Genomic DNA, 16214 nt, shown 5'->3' with positions numbered 1-16214 from the left:
CCGCATCGGCGAGAGGACGATACGGGCCCCTACGCTGCCATGCGGTCGCGGTCGGATTTGCGGGCTGTGCCCGAAGCTGCGGGAACGAGGACCGGAGCGGCCTCTGCCTCGGCCTGCGGATCGAGGTCGAGGGCGATCACGATGAGCGTCAGGACGACGACGGGTACGCCGATCAGCGCGGCATAGAAGGCGACGTCTATGCCGAACTGCATGCTTCCGAGGAGGATGGTGAGCGTGACGTTCAGCATCGTCCAGGGCAACTGCTCGGCGGTGAAGAAGCTCCCATAGAGAAAGCCGAGCAGCCTGACGCCCGCCGTGCGCGGCAGCACGACCAAGACGATCCAGGCCGCGAACGCCCAGAAGGCCCCGGCCTGCCCGGCATAGAGCCAGCCGAAGACGGGCGCGATCGCACTCGTCAGAGTGAGTGCGAAGGCGTTGCGCTGCCTTGCGGTCCGCATCGTCGCCTCATCGGTCATGGGAAGCCTCCAATCTGTCGTCATCGAGGAAGATGCGCTCGGCCGCGCCGTCGAGGTCGTCGTACTGACCCGAGCGAAGGGTCCACAGGAACGCCACGACGCCGAGGGCGCCGAGCGTCAATGCGATGGGAATGAGGAAGAGGAGCGGGCTCATGCCGCCGCTCCGATCCGAGGCGGCCGGGCCCGCAACGCGTTCATGGTCACGAGGATCGAGCTGATCGACATGGCGGCCGCCGCGATCAGCGGCGAAACGAGGCCCAGCACCGCAACCGGGATCAGCGCGAGATTGTAGATCGCGGCGAAGCCGAGATTCTGCCGGACGATGCCCGCCGCCTTCAGCGCCGTGCGATGCGCCACGACGACAGAGGACAAGGCTTCGGCGGGCAGTACGAAATCAGCCGCGACCTGGGTCGCGGGCACGCCATGCCCGAAGCTCGCCGAGACATGAGCCGCGGCCAGCGCCGGTGCATCGTTCAGCCCATCACCGACCATCAACGGCTTGCCGCCATCCGCCTTCCGGCCGGACAAGAGCGCAGCCTTCTGCGCAGGCTTCAGCGCGGCCCGGTGGTCGGCGATTCCGAGGCTGGTCGCGCAGCTCTCGACCGCCGGCAGGCGATCGCCGGACAGGATGCTGATCTCGACTCCGGCATTCCGGAAGTAGTCCACCGTCTCCCGTGCGTCGAGGCGGACGCTGTCGGCGAGGGCGAAGCGTTGCGGCGGCAGCGCCTCCGCCGAGACCCAGACTTCGCTCGCCGCATCGCCTCCTTCACCGGCGGCTCCGCAGAAGGCAGCGCTTCCAAGCCGCGCGGGCTTGCCGTCGACCACGCCGTTGATCCCCGCTCCCGGCGTTTCCGAGACGTCCTCGGCCGCGGCGCCCCTGCCAAGCCGGCGCGTCAGCGCGCGCGAGAACGGATGCCGGCTGGCACTGGCCAGCGCCGCGGCCAGGCGCAGCGCCAACGGATTCGACGGCATATCGACCAACTCGGCGCGGCCATCGGTCAGGGTCCCGGTCTTGTCGAAGACGACGCGGTCGATCGCGGCCAGCCGGTCGAGCGCCTCGCCCGATCGGACCAGGATGCCGCGCCTGAGCAGTCCGCCGATGGCATTGACCTGCACGGCCGGCACGGCGAGGCCGATGGCGCAGGGACAGGCGATGATCAGCACGGTGACCGCGTAGAGCAGCGCAGTCGGCAGATCTGCGCCGCCGAGGAACCACCATCCGAACAGCGTCAGCAAAGCAATGGCGTGGACCAGCGGCGTCCAGATGCGCACCAGCCTGTCCGCCAGCGTGGCGGCGCGGCCCTTCTGCAGCTGCGCCTGCTCCACCAGACGCAGGATCTCGGAGAGATGGCTTTGCGCGACCGTTTTCTCGGCACGGAGGTGGAGGATGTCAGGGCCGTTGAGATAGCCGGCGAGTACCTCATCCCCGGGGTTGATCAATTCGGGCAGCGTTTCGCCGGTCACCGCCGACCGGTCGAGCATCGTCTGCCCGCTCGTGACGCGACCATCGACCGGAACCGTCTCGCCCGGCGCCACGACGACCTGCATGCCGGGCTCGACCGCCGAGGCCGGGACGATCTCGGTGCGGCCATCGCCAAGCAGCACGGTGGCGTGCTCGGCCCGCATCATGGCGAGGCGCTCGATCGCCTCACGCGAGCGGGCGCGCACGCGGAAATCGAGATAGCGCCCGACGAGCAGGACGAAGAGCAGCATGGTCGCGCTGTCGAAATAGACGTGCGCGCCGTGCCGCATGAGCTCCATCATGCTGATCGCGGTCGCCAGGATCAGCGCGGCGGCGATCGGCACGTCGATGTTGGTCCGCCCTGCCCTGAGCGCACCGAAGGCGGAGCGGAAGAAGGGACGTCCGGCGATCGCCAGCGCCGGAACAGCGACGAGCGCCGAGAGCCAGTTGAAGAAGGCCTGGGTGCTCGCCGGCATGTCCTGCGCCTGACCGGCCCAGACCGCCCAGGCGAGCATCATGACGTTCGAGGAGGCGAAGCCCGCAATGGCGAGGCAGCGCAGCAGCTCGCGGCCTGTCCGGTCCTGAGAGGCGCCGATCGAGCCGGCATCATAGGGCGCGATCGCGTAGCCGAGGCTGCGAACCGTCTCGCCGATCACCTCGGCATGATCGGGACCGCCGACCCATTCCACCGAAAGCCGCCTCAGGGTCAGGTTGACCCGCGCCCGGGTGACCGCGGGATCCTTCGCCAGACGCGTCTCGATCTTTCTGATGCAGTTGGCGCAGTGCACGCCTTCGACCAGAAGCTCCAATTGCTGCGCGCGGCCCGACGCCGGCGCCACGAACGCCGAGAGGAGCGCGGGCGGCAGCGAAGCCGGCAAGGCAGCGGCGGCGATGTTCGGCCCGTTGGTCATGGACGAACATGCACCTCGTCGATGACCGTGAGGGCCTTCCCGTCGCGCTCGACCCTGACCCTGACGAACCAGCGCCCCGCCAGCGGGACCACGAGATCCGCGAGATATTCACTGCCGGGCTGCCGGACGAACCGGACGGCCTGAATCTGCGGGAAGCGTGTCATCCGCTCGGCGGTCGCGCGAACCTCGTCGGCGACGAGTGCCTGCCCATTGGCATCGCGGAGCTGCAGCGTCAGCCTGCCATTAAGGCCGTGCCCCTGCTCGAAGGCCATCGCAGCTGTCCAGCCGAGACGCCGCGCGGCGGCGCGTTGCGCTGCTAGCTCCTCCTCGTTCAATCCGATGCTGTAGGCATCGTCCGTCACCACGCCGGTGAAGCTCCGGTTCGCCAGGGTCACGAACCAGATTTCGAGCGCGGCGAGGCAGACGAAGAACAGGATGAAGCAGCCGGGTATCCAGAGATCCTTCCGGCGGGCGGCGGCCGAGTTCCCGCTCATCGCGCCGGCCCCCAGAAATAGGTCTCGACTTCGCCGAGGGTTGCGCCGCTCTCGGCGTCGCTGACGATGACGCGGATGTTGGCGCGCCCCTTGGGCGCCTGTCCGGGCGCAGCCGTGATGAAGAGGCGGTCGCTGATCCGGCGGTTGCCGGGCATGGCAAGCGCGACGGTTTCCTGGCCGGCCTCCTCGGTCGCGAAGCGCAAACTCGCGCCGTCCAGCCCCTCCGCACGGATCACGACACGGTCGAGATGCGGCAGGCGATGGGCGAGCCGGAAACTGAAATCGTTGCGGACCGAGCCGTCCGAGAGCTGGACGAAGGGCTGGCCGCGCTGCGGCTCGACATCGAGCAGCACGCTTTCCATCCGCGTGATGCCGACCGCCATCGAGCCGAAAGCCAGCAGGCACAGCACCGCATAGAGCAAGGTCTTGGGCCTGACGATCTGCACCTTAGCCTGCTTGAAGGAGCCGGCGCGGTCGGAGCCCTCGACGTCGAAGCGAATGAGCCCGACCGGGCGCTCGATCCTGGTCATCACCTCGTGACAGGCGTCGACGCAGAGGCCGCAGCCGATGCAGCCCATCTGCAGGCCGTCGCGAATGTCGACGCCCGTCGGGCAGACATTGACGCAGCGCAGGCAGTCGATGCAGTCGCCGCGGCCCGTATCGAAGGAGCTGGCCTCCCGGATCAGAGCGGTGAGGTCGCTGAGCTCCGGGCGCAGCGGCGCACGCTTCTTGCCGCGCGGTTCGCCGCGCCAGCGCTGATAGGTGACGACGAGGCTTTCCTTGTCGAGCAGCGCCGCCTGGAAGCGCGGCCACGGGCACATGTGCAGGCAGATGCGCTCCTTGGCATAGGCGGCGAACAGCCAGGTGGTGAGCGACAGGATGCCGATCGCAAGATAGGCGCCGAGCGGCGCCGTGCCGGTCAGCAGCGCCAGCGGAAAGCTCGGCGCGTCGTTGAAGAATGCGGCGAAGCCGAACGCCGTCAGCACCGCCAGGGCGATCTGGGCAACCGGCTTGGCGATGCTCGACAGCAGCGTGCCCTTGCCGAAGAGCCGCTCGCAGTAGCGCTCGACCGTGAAGAACAGGTCGGTCCAGACCGTCTGCGGGCAGGTGAAGCCGCACCAGACGCGGCCGGCGATGGCCGTCGCGCCGAACAGGCCGAAGGCGCCGAGCACCAGAGCCCCGACCGCTATCGGCAGGTCCTGCGGCCAGAATTCGAGACCGAAGACGAAGAGCCGCCTGCCGGGCAGATCGAACAATACCGCCTGATCCGGCAGCGACGGGCCGCGATCCCAGCGGATCCACGGCGTGATGAAGTAGAAGGCCAGCAGCGCCCAGGCGATCGCCGTCTTGATCGTGCGGTAGCGACCACGCACCGTCTGCGGGATCGGCAGCCGCGCCGGCCGGCGCTGGGATACCGTGTCGATGACGGTCGTGGTCGCCATCACTTTTCCCCGCCGCCGAGGGTGTGGACATAGACGGTGAGCATCCGGATGGTCGCCTCGTCGAGGCGGCTCTGCCAGGCCGGCATCTGCCCCATCTTCGGATTGGCGATCTGGCGGATGACGGCCTCGCGGCTGCTGCCGTAGAGCCAGATCGCATCGTCGAGACGGGGAGCCCCGGCATCGCGGCTCCCCTCGCCCTTCGCGCCGTGGCAGGCGGCGCAATTGGTCTCGTAGAGCGCGGCGCCGGGCAGGCTCGCCCGGCTGGCGTCGCGCGAACGATCCGACAGGCTCAGCACGAAATCCGCGGTCGCCGCGATCTCCTCCGGCTTCAGGATCTCGCCGAAGGCCGGCATCGCGCTGAGGCGCGTCTCGTCGCCCCCGTCACGAATGCCGTGGCGGATCGTGGCGTGGATATCGGTGATCTTGCCGCCCCAGAGCCAGTCATCGTCGATCAGCGACGGGAACTGGCCGATCTGTCCGCCCGCGCCGACGCCGTGGCAGCCGGCGCAGTTCTCGTTGAAGGCCGCCTGCCCGCCGGCGACGGCGAAGCGGCGGAGTTCCTCGTTGGCCTCGATCTTCTCGAGCGGGGTGGCGAGGATCTGCGTGCGCCAGCTGGATTGCTGGTCGCGCGCACGGTCGGTCGCCTGGCCGAGTTCCTTCGCGCTCGACCAGCCGAGAAGCCCGCGCGCATAGTCCTTCGTCGTCGCGAAGGACGGGTAGAGCACGAGGTAGCCGATCGAGAAGACCCAGGTGACCACGAAGGTGATCAGCCACCAGTTCGGGATCGGGGTCCGGAGTTCCTTGATGCCGTCCCATTCATGGCCGGTGGTGAGCTGGCCGGTCAGCGGGTCGCGTTCCTGCTCGCTCATTGCTCGCCTCCCTTTCCTTCAAACGGAATCCGGGCATGGCGCTCCATGCGGGCTCGGGCGGATGGGCGGTACGAGAGCCAGACGATCGCGATGAAGAAGAGCGTGGCGACGACGAGCCAGGCATTGAGCAGCAGGCTGATCAGGGATTGGGACATGGGCTATTCCTTCTTCCCGTCGACGCGGACCTTCGAGAAGTCGACCATGGTGCCGAGCACCTGCAGGTAGGCGATCAGCGCGTCCATCTCGGTGATGCGCCCGGGCTGGCCGTCGAAATCGCCGATCCTTGCGCCGGGGTAGCGGGCGAGCAGCGCCTCGGTCTTCTCGCCCGTGGCCTGCGCGCGGACATCGTCGGCGGCGCTCAGGATCGCGACGCCGTCATAGGGCACGCCGACCTTGCTCAGCGCCTGCAGATGCTCGCCGATATCGTCGAACTTCAGCTCGCGCTGCTGCAGGAACGGGTAGGCCGGCATGATCGACACCGGCACGACGTCGCGCGGGTTGATCATGTGCGCGACATGCCAGGCGTTCGAGTACTTGCCGCCGAGCCGCGCGAGGTCCGGACCAGTGCGCTTCGACCCCCAGAGGAAGGGGTGGTCGTACATGCTCTCGGCGGCGATCGAGTAATGTCCGTAGCGCTCGACCTCGTCGCGGAACGGCCGCACCTGCTGGCTGTGGCAGGTGTAGCAGCCCTCCCTCGTGTAGATGTTCCGGCCGATCTGCTCGAGCGGCGTATAGGGGCGCACACCCTCGACCGGCTTGATCGTCTCGTCGAGACGGAACAGCGGCACGACCTCGACCAGGCCGCCGATCGCGACGACCAGGAAGCTCAGGACGAACAGCAGCAGCGTCGAGCGTTCGATCGTCCCGTGATTGACGCGTTCTTCGGATGATTTCGCCATGGCGATACAAGCCCTCTCGGCTCGAATTCGTTGAGGGGACTAGCCCTTGGAAGCAAAGGCGGCCTGGAGCGCCGGATCGGTCCCGATCCGCTCCGTCGGCGCGGGCTCCTTTCGCCCTGCCCCGGAGGAGCGGATGGTCATGAAGACGTTGAGCGTCATCAGCACCGCGCCGATCAGGTAGAGGAGCCCGCCCAGCGCGCGCACGAGATAGTAGGGGTGCAGCATCGCGACGCTGTCGGCGAAGGAGTACTGGAGGAAGCCGAACTGGTCGTAGGCCCGCCACATCAGGCCCTGGGCGATGCCTGCCACCCACATCGCGGTGATGTAGAGAACGATGGCGACCGTCGCGATCCAGAAGTGCCACTCGACGAGGCGATGCGACCAGAGCGGCGCGCGCCAGAGCCGCGGCACGAGATAGTAGATCGCGCCGAAGACCATGAAGGCGACCCAGCCGAGCGCACCCGAATGCACGTGTCCGACGGTCCAGTCGGTGTAGTGGCTGAGCGCGTTGACCGCCTTGATCGACATCAGCGGCCCCTCGAAGGTCGCCATGCCGTAGAAGGCGACGGCGACGACGAGGAAGCGCAGGATCGGGTCGGTGCGCAGTTTCCCCCAGGCGCCCGACAGGGTCATGATCCCGTTGATCATGCCGCCCCAGGACGGGATCCAGAGCATGATCGAGAAGGCGGCGCCGAGCGTCTGCGCCCAGTCCGGCAGCGCGCTGTAGTGGAGATGGTGCGGGCCGGCCCAGATATAGAGGAAGATCAGCGCCCAGAAATGGACGATGGAGAGCCGGTAGGAATAGATCGGGCGCTCGGCCTGCTTGGGGACGAAATAGTACATCATCCCGATGAAGCCGGCCGTCAGGAAGAAGCCGATCATGTTGTGGCCGTACCACCACTGGATCAGCGCATCCTGGACGCCCGCGAACTGCGAGTAGCTCTTCGTCCCGACGAAGGAGACCGGCATCGCCAGATTGTTGACGATGTGCAGGACCGCGACCGTGATGATGAAGGCGAGATAGAACCAGTTCGCCACGTAGATGTGCGGCTCGCGGCGGCGGGCGAGCGTGCCGGTATAGATCGCGAGATAGACCAGCCAGACCGCCAGGAGCAGCAGGTCGGCGTACCATTCCGGCTCGGCGTACTCCTTGCTCTGGGTGATACCGAGCGGGTAGCCGGTCATCGCCAGGATCAGGAAGAGCTGGTAGCCGAAGAAGACCAGCATGGAGAGCTGGCGCCCGCCCCATAGCCCGACATGGCAGGTCCGCTGGACCACATAGAGCGACGTCGCGAAGAGCGCGTTGCCGGCGAAGGCGAGCACGACACCCGAGACATGGATCGGCCGCAGGCGCCCGAAGGTGGCGTATTCGGAGAAGTTCAGCGACGGGAAGGTCAACTGGAGCGCGATGAAGAGCCCCGCAGCGAGGCCGACGAGCGCCCAGACGATGGTGGCCAGCACGAACCAGCGGACGATCTGCTCGTCATAGCCGGGAATGGGCTCGTGCAGCCCTTCCTGAATTGTGGTCGCACCCATTTCTGAACCCATCCCCGCCTGCGCGCCGTGACGCGATCTCGACCAGACAATTGTATGGCCTATGCGCATACATATCGATATGCTTACGAACCAGACAAATCCAGCCATCAGCCGTTGAAACGGCTCTGGTGCGACGAAAAGCGCAATCACGGGATCGGAAACGGCGGGAAAATGACGCAGACCTGCGACAATATGTATGGGCGAGAGCCAGAGAAAAAGACATTCCGACCGCTCGGATCGACGGCATTCTCGCTCGCGCCCCTGCGCCCAAGGTTCGGCGCCCCCCGCATCGCCGCCCCGTCATCGACCTGCAATGGTGCCCGTCATGCCGTCTGACGGCGCGACCCGCGCGAAGGATGGCGATCTTCTGCTGCTGACGGCCGCGGCCGGATGCGCCATGTCGCTCGTCGACACGAACATCGTCGCGCTGGCGATCCCGGCCATCGCCCGGGGGCTGCGCGCCGGCGCCGCCGACACCCAGTGGGTCATCAGCGCCTTCTTCCTGAGCTTCGCAGCAATGCTGCTGCCGGCAGGGGCGATCGCCGACCGGCTCGGGCGCCGCCGGATATTTCTCTGCGGCCTGGCCGGGCTCGCCGCGGCTTCCTTGTCCGGCGGCCTCGCCTCGACGGTCGTCTGGCTGCATCTCAGCCGTGGAGCGCAAGGGGCCGCGACCGCCTTCGTTCTGGCGCCTGCGCTCGCGATCATCGGGCATCGCTTCCATGCGGGCGCCGAGCGGAACCGCGCCTGGGCGATCTGGGGCGGCGTGATGGGCGCGACCATGGTCGTCGCCCCCATCGCCGGCGGGATCATCGTCGAATCGCTCGGCTGGCGCTGGGCCTTCTTCATCAACCTGCCGATCTGCGCCCTGCTCGCGGCCGCGACGCTCGCCTATGCGGAGGAGTCGCGAGATCCGACCCGAGGGCGGCTCGATCCCCTCGGCATCCTCCTCTTCGCCGGAGCGATGCTCGGCCTCACCTCAGGGCTGATCACCGGCCAGGCGCAGGGCTGGGCCAGCACGGCGACGCTTGCCGGCTTCGCTCTGGGCGCCGCCTCGCTGGCCGGCTTCGTGATCGCGGAGCGGATGCAGGCGCATGCGATGCTCGACCTGCAACTGTTCAAGAGCCGGCAATTCATCGGCGCGGTCTGGGCGATGTTCGCCTATGCCGCGACCGCCCAGGTCATGGCCTCGCTGTTCCCGATCTTCCTGCAGCACGGCGGCGGACTTTCCGCGACGGCGACGGGTTTCGCGATGCTGCCCTTCGCCTTCGCGATGCTGGCCTTTCCCTATCTCGGCGGCATGCTCGGCCGCCGGCTGACATCGCCTTCGATCCTCGCGCTCGGGCTCGCGGTCGTAGCCATGGGCAACGCGGTCGCAGCATGGGGCGCCGTCCCCGGCAACTGGCCCGTCCTTCTCCCCGCCATGTTCGTCATCGGCGCCGGCGCCGGGCTGCTGAACGGAGAAACGCAGAAGGCGATCATGATGACGATCCCGCGCGAACGGGTTGGCATGGCGTCCGGCATCAGCACCACGGCGCGCTTCTCGGGGATCCTGATCGGGTTCGTCGCCTTGAATGCAGTGCTGGCGAGCGGCATCCGCGCCGCCGCCATCGGTGCGGAATGCCTTGCACCCGCCACCTGCGGCGCCGGCCGCGGCTATGTCGATGCCGTCATCGCCGGCGACTTTTCAGCGACCGTCGCCGGAACACCGGTGCTCGACATGGCCCTTGCCTGGACGCGGGCGCGCCAGCTCTACGCAAGCGGAGCCTCGGCATCGCTCCTTGCCGCCGCATTGCTGGCGGCTCTCTCCGCCGGCCTGGTCTGGTGGCTGATGCGACCACGGCGCTCCGGGGCATGAAGAACCGCCGGCACAGATCGACCGATGGCCCCGCTTGACCTTCCCACCATGGCAAGCCTTAGGCCCAGTCCGTTTCACGAGACAAGACCCGCGGATCGGAGAAACTCCGCAGACCAGCGGGCACGGAGCAGACCCAGAATGCAGCATCAAACCAAGCTGAGCCGGCAGGAGGCGCTGGCCTCCTCTTTCGGCGCGTTCGCCTTCATCACGGCGATGGTCGCGACCGCCGAATTCTTCGGCGACCGCGAGATCGTGCTTCCGGAAATCGCTGCGATGGCCGTGGCGATCTGGGCCTTCCGCGAGCAGAGCTGGATGCGGCAGCCCGAGAAGATCTTCCTCTGGCCGTCGATCACCGCGCTGATGGGCTTCGGCATCAACCTGCTCGCCCTGCCCTACACGGCCAAGCTCGCGCTCATCCTGGTCGGCATGCTCGGCCTCTTCGCACTGTTCCGCTACAGCCTCGCCCCGGCGCTCGCGACGGGTTTCCTGCCAATCGTCACCAACGCGACGGAATTCTCGTTCCTCGCCTCGATCGGCGTCACGACGCTCGTGCTCATGCTCGGTGTGATGCTCTTTCGCCTGCGCAAGGACGCGCCGCGCACCGCCCCGCTCTCGCATCGCGCCATGCTGGCCTATTTCGCGATCATCGCCGTATGCGTGGCGATCGCGTCGGCGGCCGGCTATCCGCATCTGGCCGTGCTGCCGCCGGTTGCCGTCGTGGTCTACGAGTCGCTGCACATGAAGATGTACTCGGCGAAGATGGCCCTGAGGCAGACGGCCGTCCTCACCCTCTCGGCCGCCATCGGCGTGGCGCTGTTCCTGGCGATCGATTCCTGGACGCTCGTCACCGTGCTCGACCTGCTGCTGATGGCCGCCCTGCTCCGGCTGTTCGGCATGCGGGTGCCGGCGGTCTATGCCTTTCCCTTCCTGGCCTTCGTCTTCCCGGCTGCCGCGGTTCCCGCGCTTCCTGTCGCTGCGCTGATCGTCTCGGCCGTGTCGTTCTCCCTGGTGCTGGCCTATCGGCACTGGCTCGCGGAGCCGCAGCGCGCGGCAATGCCTGCCGAATGAGCCCTGTGGAGCAAGGTCGCGGCCCAATTCCCGGCACAGCTCCCTTTCATCGGCGAGCCATACATCATAACGTAAATGCAGGCCGGCAAGGCATACAATAACGAGGGCGAGATGTGGCGGCCACGACTGATCGAAAGCGCCCGGATGAAGTATCTCGGCATCGTCGAGGCGCTTGAGGCCGATATTCGCTCCGCCCGCGTCGCCCGGGGCGACAGGCTGCCGCCGCAGCGGGCCATCGCCGAAGCGCTCGGCGTCGACCTGACCACGGTGACGCGAGCCTTCAACGAAGCGCGCCGGCGCGGCCTGGTCGAGGCGCAGGCCGGCCGCGGCACCTTCATCAGCGAGAAGCTCGACGGCAGCGCGGCGCCTGAGCGCGCCCAGCCCTTGCTCGATCTCAGCATGAACATCCCGCCGCAGCCCGCGGCCGTCGATTTCCGCAAGATCGTCCCCGGCGGCATCGCCGGCGTTCTGGCAAGCCCGCGCGGCCTGCTGAGCCTCCATTACCAGGAGAGCACCGGCGCCGAGGCCGACCGGCAGATCGCCGCGAACCGGCTGGCGCATTGGATCGAAGGCGTTACGGCCGACCGCGTCGTGATCGCCGGCGGCGCGCAGAGCGCGCTCTTTGCGCTGTGCGATCTCCTGCTCACGCGCGGCGACATGATCGCGGCCGGCGCGATGACCTATCCCGGGCTCAAGGCGGTCGCCTTCCAGAAGGGGCTCGTTCTCGAACCGCTGGAGATAGACGACAAGGGCATCATCCCCGATGCCTTCGAAAGGGCCTGCCGGGACCGCGCGCCAAAAGCCCTCTACGTCATTCCCAGCATCGACAATCCGACGACCGCGACGCTGCCAGAGGATCGCAGACGGGCCCTGGCCACGATCGCGCGCAAGCACGACGTCACCATCATCGAGGATGATCCCTATGCGCCGCTGAGGGCGGAACGCGCGCCCGCCCTGGCGGAGCTGGCGCCCGACATCACCTGGCACCTCGCGACGCTCTCGAAATGCGCGACCCCGGCCTTGCGGGTCGCCTATGTCGTCGCGCCCAGCGCCAAGAAGGCGCTGCGTCTGGCGGGCGTCCTGCGGGCGACGATCCTGATGGCGCCGCCGCTGATGTCGGCGCTCGCCAGCCGCTGGATCGCCGATGGCATGCTCGATGACATCACGCAGGCCATCCGCACCGAGAACGCGCAGCGCCAGAAGCTCGCAGCCTCCATCCTGGGCGATGTCGCATTCGCCGCCGATCCCCAGGGGCATCATCTCTGGCTGCGCCTGCCGGAGCATTGGCGTGCGTCCGACTTCGCCGAGCATGCCGACCGCGCCGGCGTCTCGATCGTGCCGAGCTCGGCCTTCGCCGTCACCGCCCATCCGATCGAGGCCGTCAGGATATCGCTGGGCGTCGCGCCGGATCGGGGCGCCCTAGAGGATGGCCTGACTTTGCTCGCCGGCCTGATCGGCCAGCCCCCGCTCGGTTCGAAAGCCGTCGTGTAGCCTTCGAGGACCGGTCGCTCCGGCTCGCCAGATCAGAGATCAGGCACGCGGGATAGCTTACGGCGATGACTGCCCCAGCCCCGCCAGGACGGTGATCTGGCGCAGCAATGGCGAGGTGTCGTTCTTGCGGTAGCTGACGATGATCGGGCTGGAGAATGCCTCGTCGAGCTCGAGGAAATGGACGTCGTCGCGGCCGAAGCGCCGCACCGAGGCCGGGACGACGCAGATACCGACCCCCGAGGCAACCAGGCCTAGCGCCGTCTGCACATCGCGCACCTCCATGCCGATGCGCGGCGTGACCCCGGCCTCGCGATAGAAGGCCAGGACCTGGTCGGCATAGCTCGGCCGGGGCGCCTTCGGGTACAGGATCAGCGGCTCCGCCTCGAGATCGGCCAGTTTCGGCTTGCTGCCCTGCTTCAACAGCGCATGGGTCGCGCCGACCGCGACGCAAAGCCCCTCCTCGCGCAACACGGCGCGCACCAGCGCGTCGTCATCGAAGCGCAGGCGCCCGAAACCGACATCGATGCGCCCATCCTTCAGCGCCGAGATCTGCTCCAGCGTCGTCATCTCGAGAAGCTGCACCTCGACATCCGGCACCTGGATGCGGAAGTCGCGGATCAGCTCCGGCAGCGTGTCGTAGAGCGTCGAGGCGACGAAGCCGATATTGAACTGCAGCACCATGCGCTTGCCGATGCGCGTCGTCATCGCACGCATCTCCTCGACGCGCTGCAGCACCTGCAGCCCCTGGTCGAAGAGATAGCGCCCCGCCTCGGTCATCGTGATCGGCCGGCCGCGATCGAGCAGACGCACGCCGAGCTCCTCTTCCAGCTGCTGGATCTGCCGGCTCAGCGGCGGCTGCGCGATGTTGAGCTTTTCGGCGGCCCGGCTGAACGAGCCCTCTGCCGCAACGGTGGTGAAATAGCGCAGATGGCGCAGATCCATCGCTGCCTGCTCCTGCTTCCTGCCTCCTCGATTATGCAGCTGCCTGCATTCCCGAGGGCCCGGCCTGACGGTTGTCGAACGTTCCGGGCCAAACATCCCGGCTTGCGCGCCGACTTTTGCGCCGGCGCGCCCGCTCCATACCGTAAGGGTATTAACTTACACCAAAACGATCCTGTCCAGCAGCAGCCTCCATCCCTACCCTTCGAGCAGGGAAGAAGCGTCCGCACGGGAGAACGAGCTCCGCCGCGGACTTGAACCGGCCGCCAGAGCCGTCGGAGGGCCATGTCTGACATCCTAATTCTGCGGTCCGCTCCGGCGCGGCTTCCGACAGGCGTGCCCGCGCTCATGCGCTGCGGCGAAAGCCCGAAAGCCTGATCATGCCCTATGTCGAAACCGGCTCGGGCGTGCGCCTGTTCTACACGGTCACCGGGCCAGGCAGCGCTCCTGCGATCGTCTTCTCCAATTCGCTAGGCACCACGCATCGGATGTGGGACGCCGTCGTCGGCGAACTCTCCGCCGAGTATCGCTGTGTGCGCTACGATACGCGCGGCCATGGCGGTTCCAGCCGCGGCTCCGAGCCTTTCGAGATCGCCGACCTCGCCGATGATCTCGCCGCGCTGCTCGACCATCTCGATCTCGAACGCGTTCATCTCGCAGGGCTCTCGCTAGGAGGCATGACCGGCCAGGCCTTCGCCATGCGACACCCGGCGCGCCTTGCCGGCCTGACCCTGATGGCGACGGCGGCCTGCATGCCGACGCGCGAGGCCTGGGAGGAACGCGCCGCGCTGGTGCGGCGCGAGGGCACGCAGGCAATCCTCGCAGGGACGATGCAGCGCTGGTTCACCACAGGCTTCCAGAACAGCCACTCCGACGTCGCCGGCAAGGTGGCCGAAGAGTTCCGGACCATCGACCGTGACGGTTACGCGGCCTGCTGCGAGGCCATCGGTCGCATGGATCTGCGCCCGCTGCTGCACCGGATCGACACTCCGACGACCGTGATCGCCGGCCGCGAGGATCCGGCGACGCCCGTCGAGATGGCGCAGGCCCTGCGCACCGGCATCGCCGGCTCCCGCCTCGTCGTGCTCTCGCCCGCCGCGCATCTGCTCGCCGTCGAGCAGCCCGAGCGCGTCGTCGCCGAGCTGCGCCGCGATCTCACCGCCTCATTGCATCAAGAACCACAATCCTGAGGAGCGCCCATGTCCAGCACGCGAGATATCAAGACCATCATCGACGAAGGCACGATGACCGGCCGCCGCTGGGCGGTCGTCGGGCTCTGCTTCATCATCGCCCTGCTCGACGGCTTCGATACCCAGTCGATCGCCTTCATCGGACCTGCGATCGCGCAGGATTTCGGCATGAAGCCGTCCGACATGACCTGGGTCATCACCGCCAGCACCATCGGCATGACGCTCGGCGCGATCGGCCTCGGCAGCTTCGGCGACCGCTATGGTCGTCGCAAGGCGATCCTGATCGCGATCTTCCTGTTCGGCGTGTTCTCGCTGATGGGCGCCTACGCCACCTCGCCGACGCAGATCATCGTGCTGCGCTTCCTGATCGGCCTCGGCATGGGCGGCGCGACGCCTTCGCTGCTGGCGCTGACCGGCGAGTACAGCCCCGCGTCGAAGCGCGGCATGATGATCACCGGCGTGCTGCTCGGCCTGCCCGCCGGCGCCATGCTCGGCGGTTTGATCGCGGCAAGCTGGCTGCCCGTCATGGGCTGGCGCGGCATCTTCCTGATCGGCGGTATCCTGCCGCTCGCGTTGATGGTCGTGACCTATTTCCTGCTGCCTGAATCCCCCGCCTACCTCGTCTCGCGCAAGCAGAATGACGGCCAGGACGAGGCCCGCCGCCTGCTCCGCCAGATGACCGGCCAGGCGATCCCCGACCATGTGCGGCTCGTCAGCGCCGGCAAGGTGTCGAATGGCGGGTCGATCGCCGGCCTGTTCGAATCCGGCTATCGCAATGTCACCATCGCGATCTCGGCGATCTATCTGTTCAACTGGATCGCCTGGTTCCTGCTGCTGCAGTGGCTGCCGACCGCGCTGACCACACTCGGCCTGGAAAAGGCCCAGGCCGCCTATGGCACCGTCGTCGTCAACGCCGCCTTCATCACCATGGCCCTGCCGCTTTCGTCCTTCCTGCCGAAGGTCGACCCGCGCAAGCTCCTCATCGGCATGTTCGCCGTCGGAATCGCGGTCGCGCTCGGGCTCGGTTTCGCGGGCGACCGCTGGCCGGTGGTCTTCGCCCTGATCGCGCTCGCCGGCTTCGGCATCGGCGGCCAGCAGCTCGTGCTGAACTATCTGATCTCGAACACCTATCCGACACAGCTGCGCGCCACGGCGACCGGCTGGGGCATCGGCGTCGGTCGCTCGGGTGCCATCGTCGGCTCGGCGATCGGCGGGACGCTGCTTTCGACCACCGGGCCGTCGGGCTACTTCATGACCCTGGCGATTCCGCTGGTGATCGCGGCGCTGGCGACGCTGACGGTGCGCAGCACCGCCGGCGCCACCGCGACCGCTTCCGCGCCAGCCGCCGCTGCCCCGGCCTCGCGATAGGCTCCACGGTGCTGCGCGCGGCATAGACGCCGCAGCGACAAAGATCACGGACGCGACCGCCCGAAAGGCCGGCCGCGTCCTTTTTCTTTGGCCGGACGGCCGCTCGTCAACAGCATGTCGCCGCCGCGGGTTCGGGCGGCTTCATACCCTTCGGGTATAAAAATACACCCAATCGATCCTGTCCTTCGCGAACCGCGCGCCCTAGCCTTTTTGG

The 16214-nt window shown here is 67.6% G+C and carries 15 protein-coding genes; 5 read left to right on the top strand and 10 right to left on the bottom strand.

What is annotated here, in order from left to right; translation table 11 throughout:
* Positions 1-29: 29 nt before the first annotated feature.
* Genes AC1REK_RS00160 through ccoN form a run of 9 tightly spaced genes read right to left on the bottom strand, consistent with a single transcriptional unit; the run spans position 30 to position 8197 of the window.
* Positions 30-476, bottom strand: a complete 447-nt coding sequence (locus AC1REK_RS00160) for a hypothetical protein (RefSeq protein ID WP_492267632.1) — start codon at positions 474-476, stop codon at positions 30-32.
* On the bottom strand, positions 466-630 hold the full coding sequence (gene ccoS, locus AC1REK_RS00155) for a cbb3-type cytochrome oxidase assembly protein CcoS (RefSeq protein WP_316016479.1): 165 nt from the start codon (positions 628-630) through the stop codon (positions 466-468). The genes AC1REK_RS00160 and ccoS overlap by 11 nt, the downstream gene beginning before the upstream one ends.
* On the bottom strand, positions 627-2849 hold the full coding sequence (locus AC1REK_RS00150; RefSeq protein WP_492267633.1) for a heavy metal translocating P-type ATPase: 2223 nt from the start codon (positions 2847-2849) through the stop codon (positions 627-629). Before AC1REK_RS00150 ends, ccoS begins: the two co-directional genes overlap by 4 nt.
* Positions 2846-3343, bottom strand: a complete 498-nt coding sequence (locus AC1REK_RS00145) for a FixH family protein (protein WP_492267634.1) — start codon at positions 3341-3343, stop codon at positions 2846-2848. Before AC1REK_RS00145 ends, AC1REK_RS00150 begins: the two co-directional genes overlap by 4 nt.
* Positions 3340-4785, bottom strand: coding sequence for a cytochrome c oxidase accessory protein CcoG (ccoG, locus tag AC1REK_RS00140; RefSeq protein WP_492267635.1), 1446 nt, complete (start codon positions 4783-4785; stop codon positions 3340-3342). The genes AC1REK_RS00145 and ccoG overlap by 4 nt, the downstream gene beginning before the upstream one ends.
* Complete coding sequence (ccoP, locus tag AC1REK_RS00135; RefSeq protein ID WP_492267636.1) at positions 4785-5654, bottom strand: cytochrome-c oxidase, cbb3-type subunit III; 870 nt, start codon at positions 5652-5654, stop codon at positions 4785-4787. The genes ccoG and ccoP overlap by 1 nt, the downstream gene beginning before the upstream one ends.
* Entirely contained in the window at positions 5651-5809 is a 159-nt protein-coding gene (locus AC1REK_RS00130) for a cbb3-type cytochrome oxidase subunit 3 (RefSeq protein ID WP_327521923.1), read from the bottom strand. The genes ccoP and AC1REK_RS00130 overlap by 4 nt, the downstream gene beginning before the upstream one ends.
* A 3-nt stretch (positions 5810-5812) precedes the next feature.
* On the bottom strand, positions 5813-6553 hold the full coding sequence (gene ccoO / locus AC1REK_RS00125; protein ID WP_316016473.1) for a cytochrome-c oxidase, cbb3-type subunit II: 741 nt from the start codon (positions 6551-6553) through the stop codon (positions 5813-5815).
* Positions 6554-6592: 39 nt separating this feature from the next.
* Positions 6593-8197, bottom strand: a complete 1605-nt coding sequence (ccoN, locus tag AC1REK_RS00120) for a cytochrome-c oxidase, cbb3-type subunit I (protein ID WP_492267637.1) — start codon at positions 8195-8197, stop codon at positions 6593-6595.
* A gap of 217 nt (positions 8198-8414) precedes the next feature.
* On the opposite strand from ccoN, the gene AC1REK_RS00115 reads away from it, so the two are divergent.
* The 3 genes from AC1REK_RS00115 (at position 8415) to AC1REK_RS00105 (ending at position 12503) form a co-directional block, all read left to right on the top strand.
* A complete protein-coding gene (locus AC1REK_RS00115; RefSeq protein ID WP_492267638.1) occupies positions 8415-9944 on the top strand; it encodes an MFS transporter in 1530 nt (509 codons plus the stop codon).
* Positions 9945-10082: 138 nt separating this feature from the next.
* Positions 10083-11012, top strand: coding sequence for a hypothetical protein (locus AC1REK_RS00110; RefSeq protein ID WP_492267639.1), 930 nt, complete (start codon positions 10083-10085; stop codon positions 11010-11012).
* 111 nt (positions 11013-11123) lie between these two features.
* A complete protein-coding gene (locus AC1REK_RS00105) occupies positions 11124-12503 on the top strand; it encodes an aminotransferase-like domain-containing protein (protein WP_492267640.1) in 1380 nt (459 codons plus the stop codon).
* A 57-nt stretch (positions 12504-12560) separates the two neighbouring features.
* On the opposite strand, the gene AC1REK_RS00100 is transcribed toward AC1REK_RS00105, so the two are convergent.
* Positions 12561-13445 carry a LysR family transcriptional regulator gene (locus tag AC1REK_RS00100; RefSeq protein ID WP_492267641.1) on the bottom strand — a complete coding sequence of 295 codons (885 nt, stop codon included), beginning with the start codon at positions 13443-13445 and terminating at the stop codon, positions 12561-12563.
* 377 nt (positions 13446-13822) lie between these two features.
* On the opposite strand from AC1REK_RS00100, the gene pcaD reads away from it, so the two are divergent.
* Positions 13823-14632 carry a 3-oxoadipate enol-lactonase gene (pcaD, locus tag AC1REK_RS00095; protein ID WP_492267642.1) on the top strand — a complete coding sequence of 270 codons (810 nt, stop codon included), beginning with the start codon at positions 13823-13825 and terminating at the stop codon, positions 14630-14632.
* 9 nt (positions 14633-14641) lie between these two features.
* Positions 14642-16000, top strand: a complete 1359-nt coding sequence (locus AC1REK_RS00090; protein WP_492267643.1) for an MFS transporter — start codon at positions 14642-14644, stop codon at positions 15998-16000.
* Positions 16001-16214: the final 214 nt, after the last annotated feature.

The sequence above is a fragment of the Allobosea sp. GW823-FHT02B03 genome (assembly GCF_058797755.1).
The sequence above is the reverse complement of the archived record's forward strand: the minus strand, read 5'-3'. Positions and strand labels throughout refer to the sequence as shown.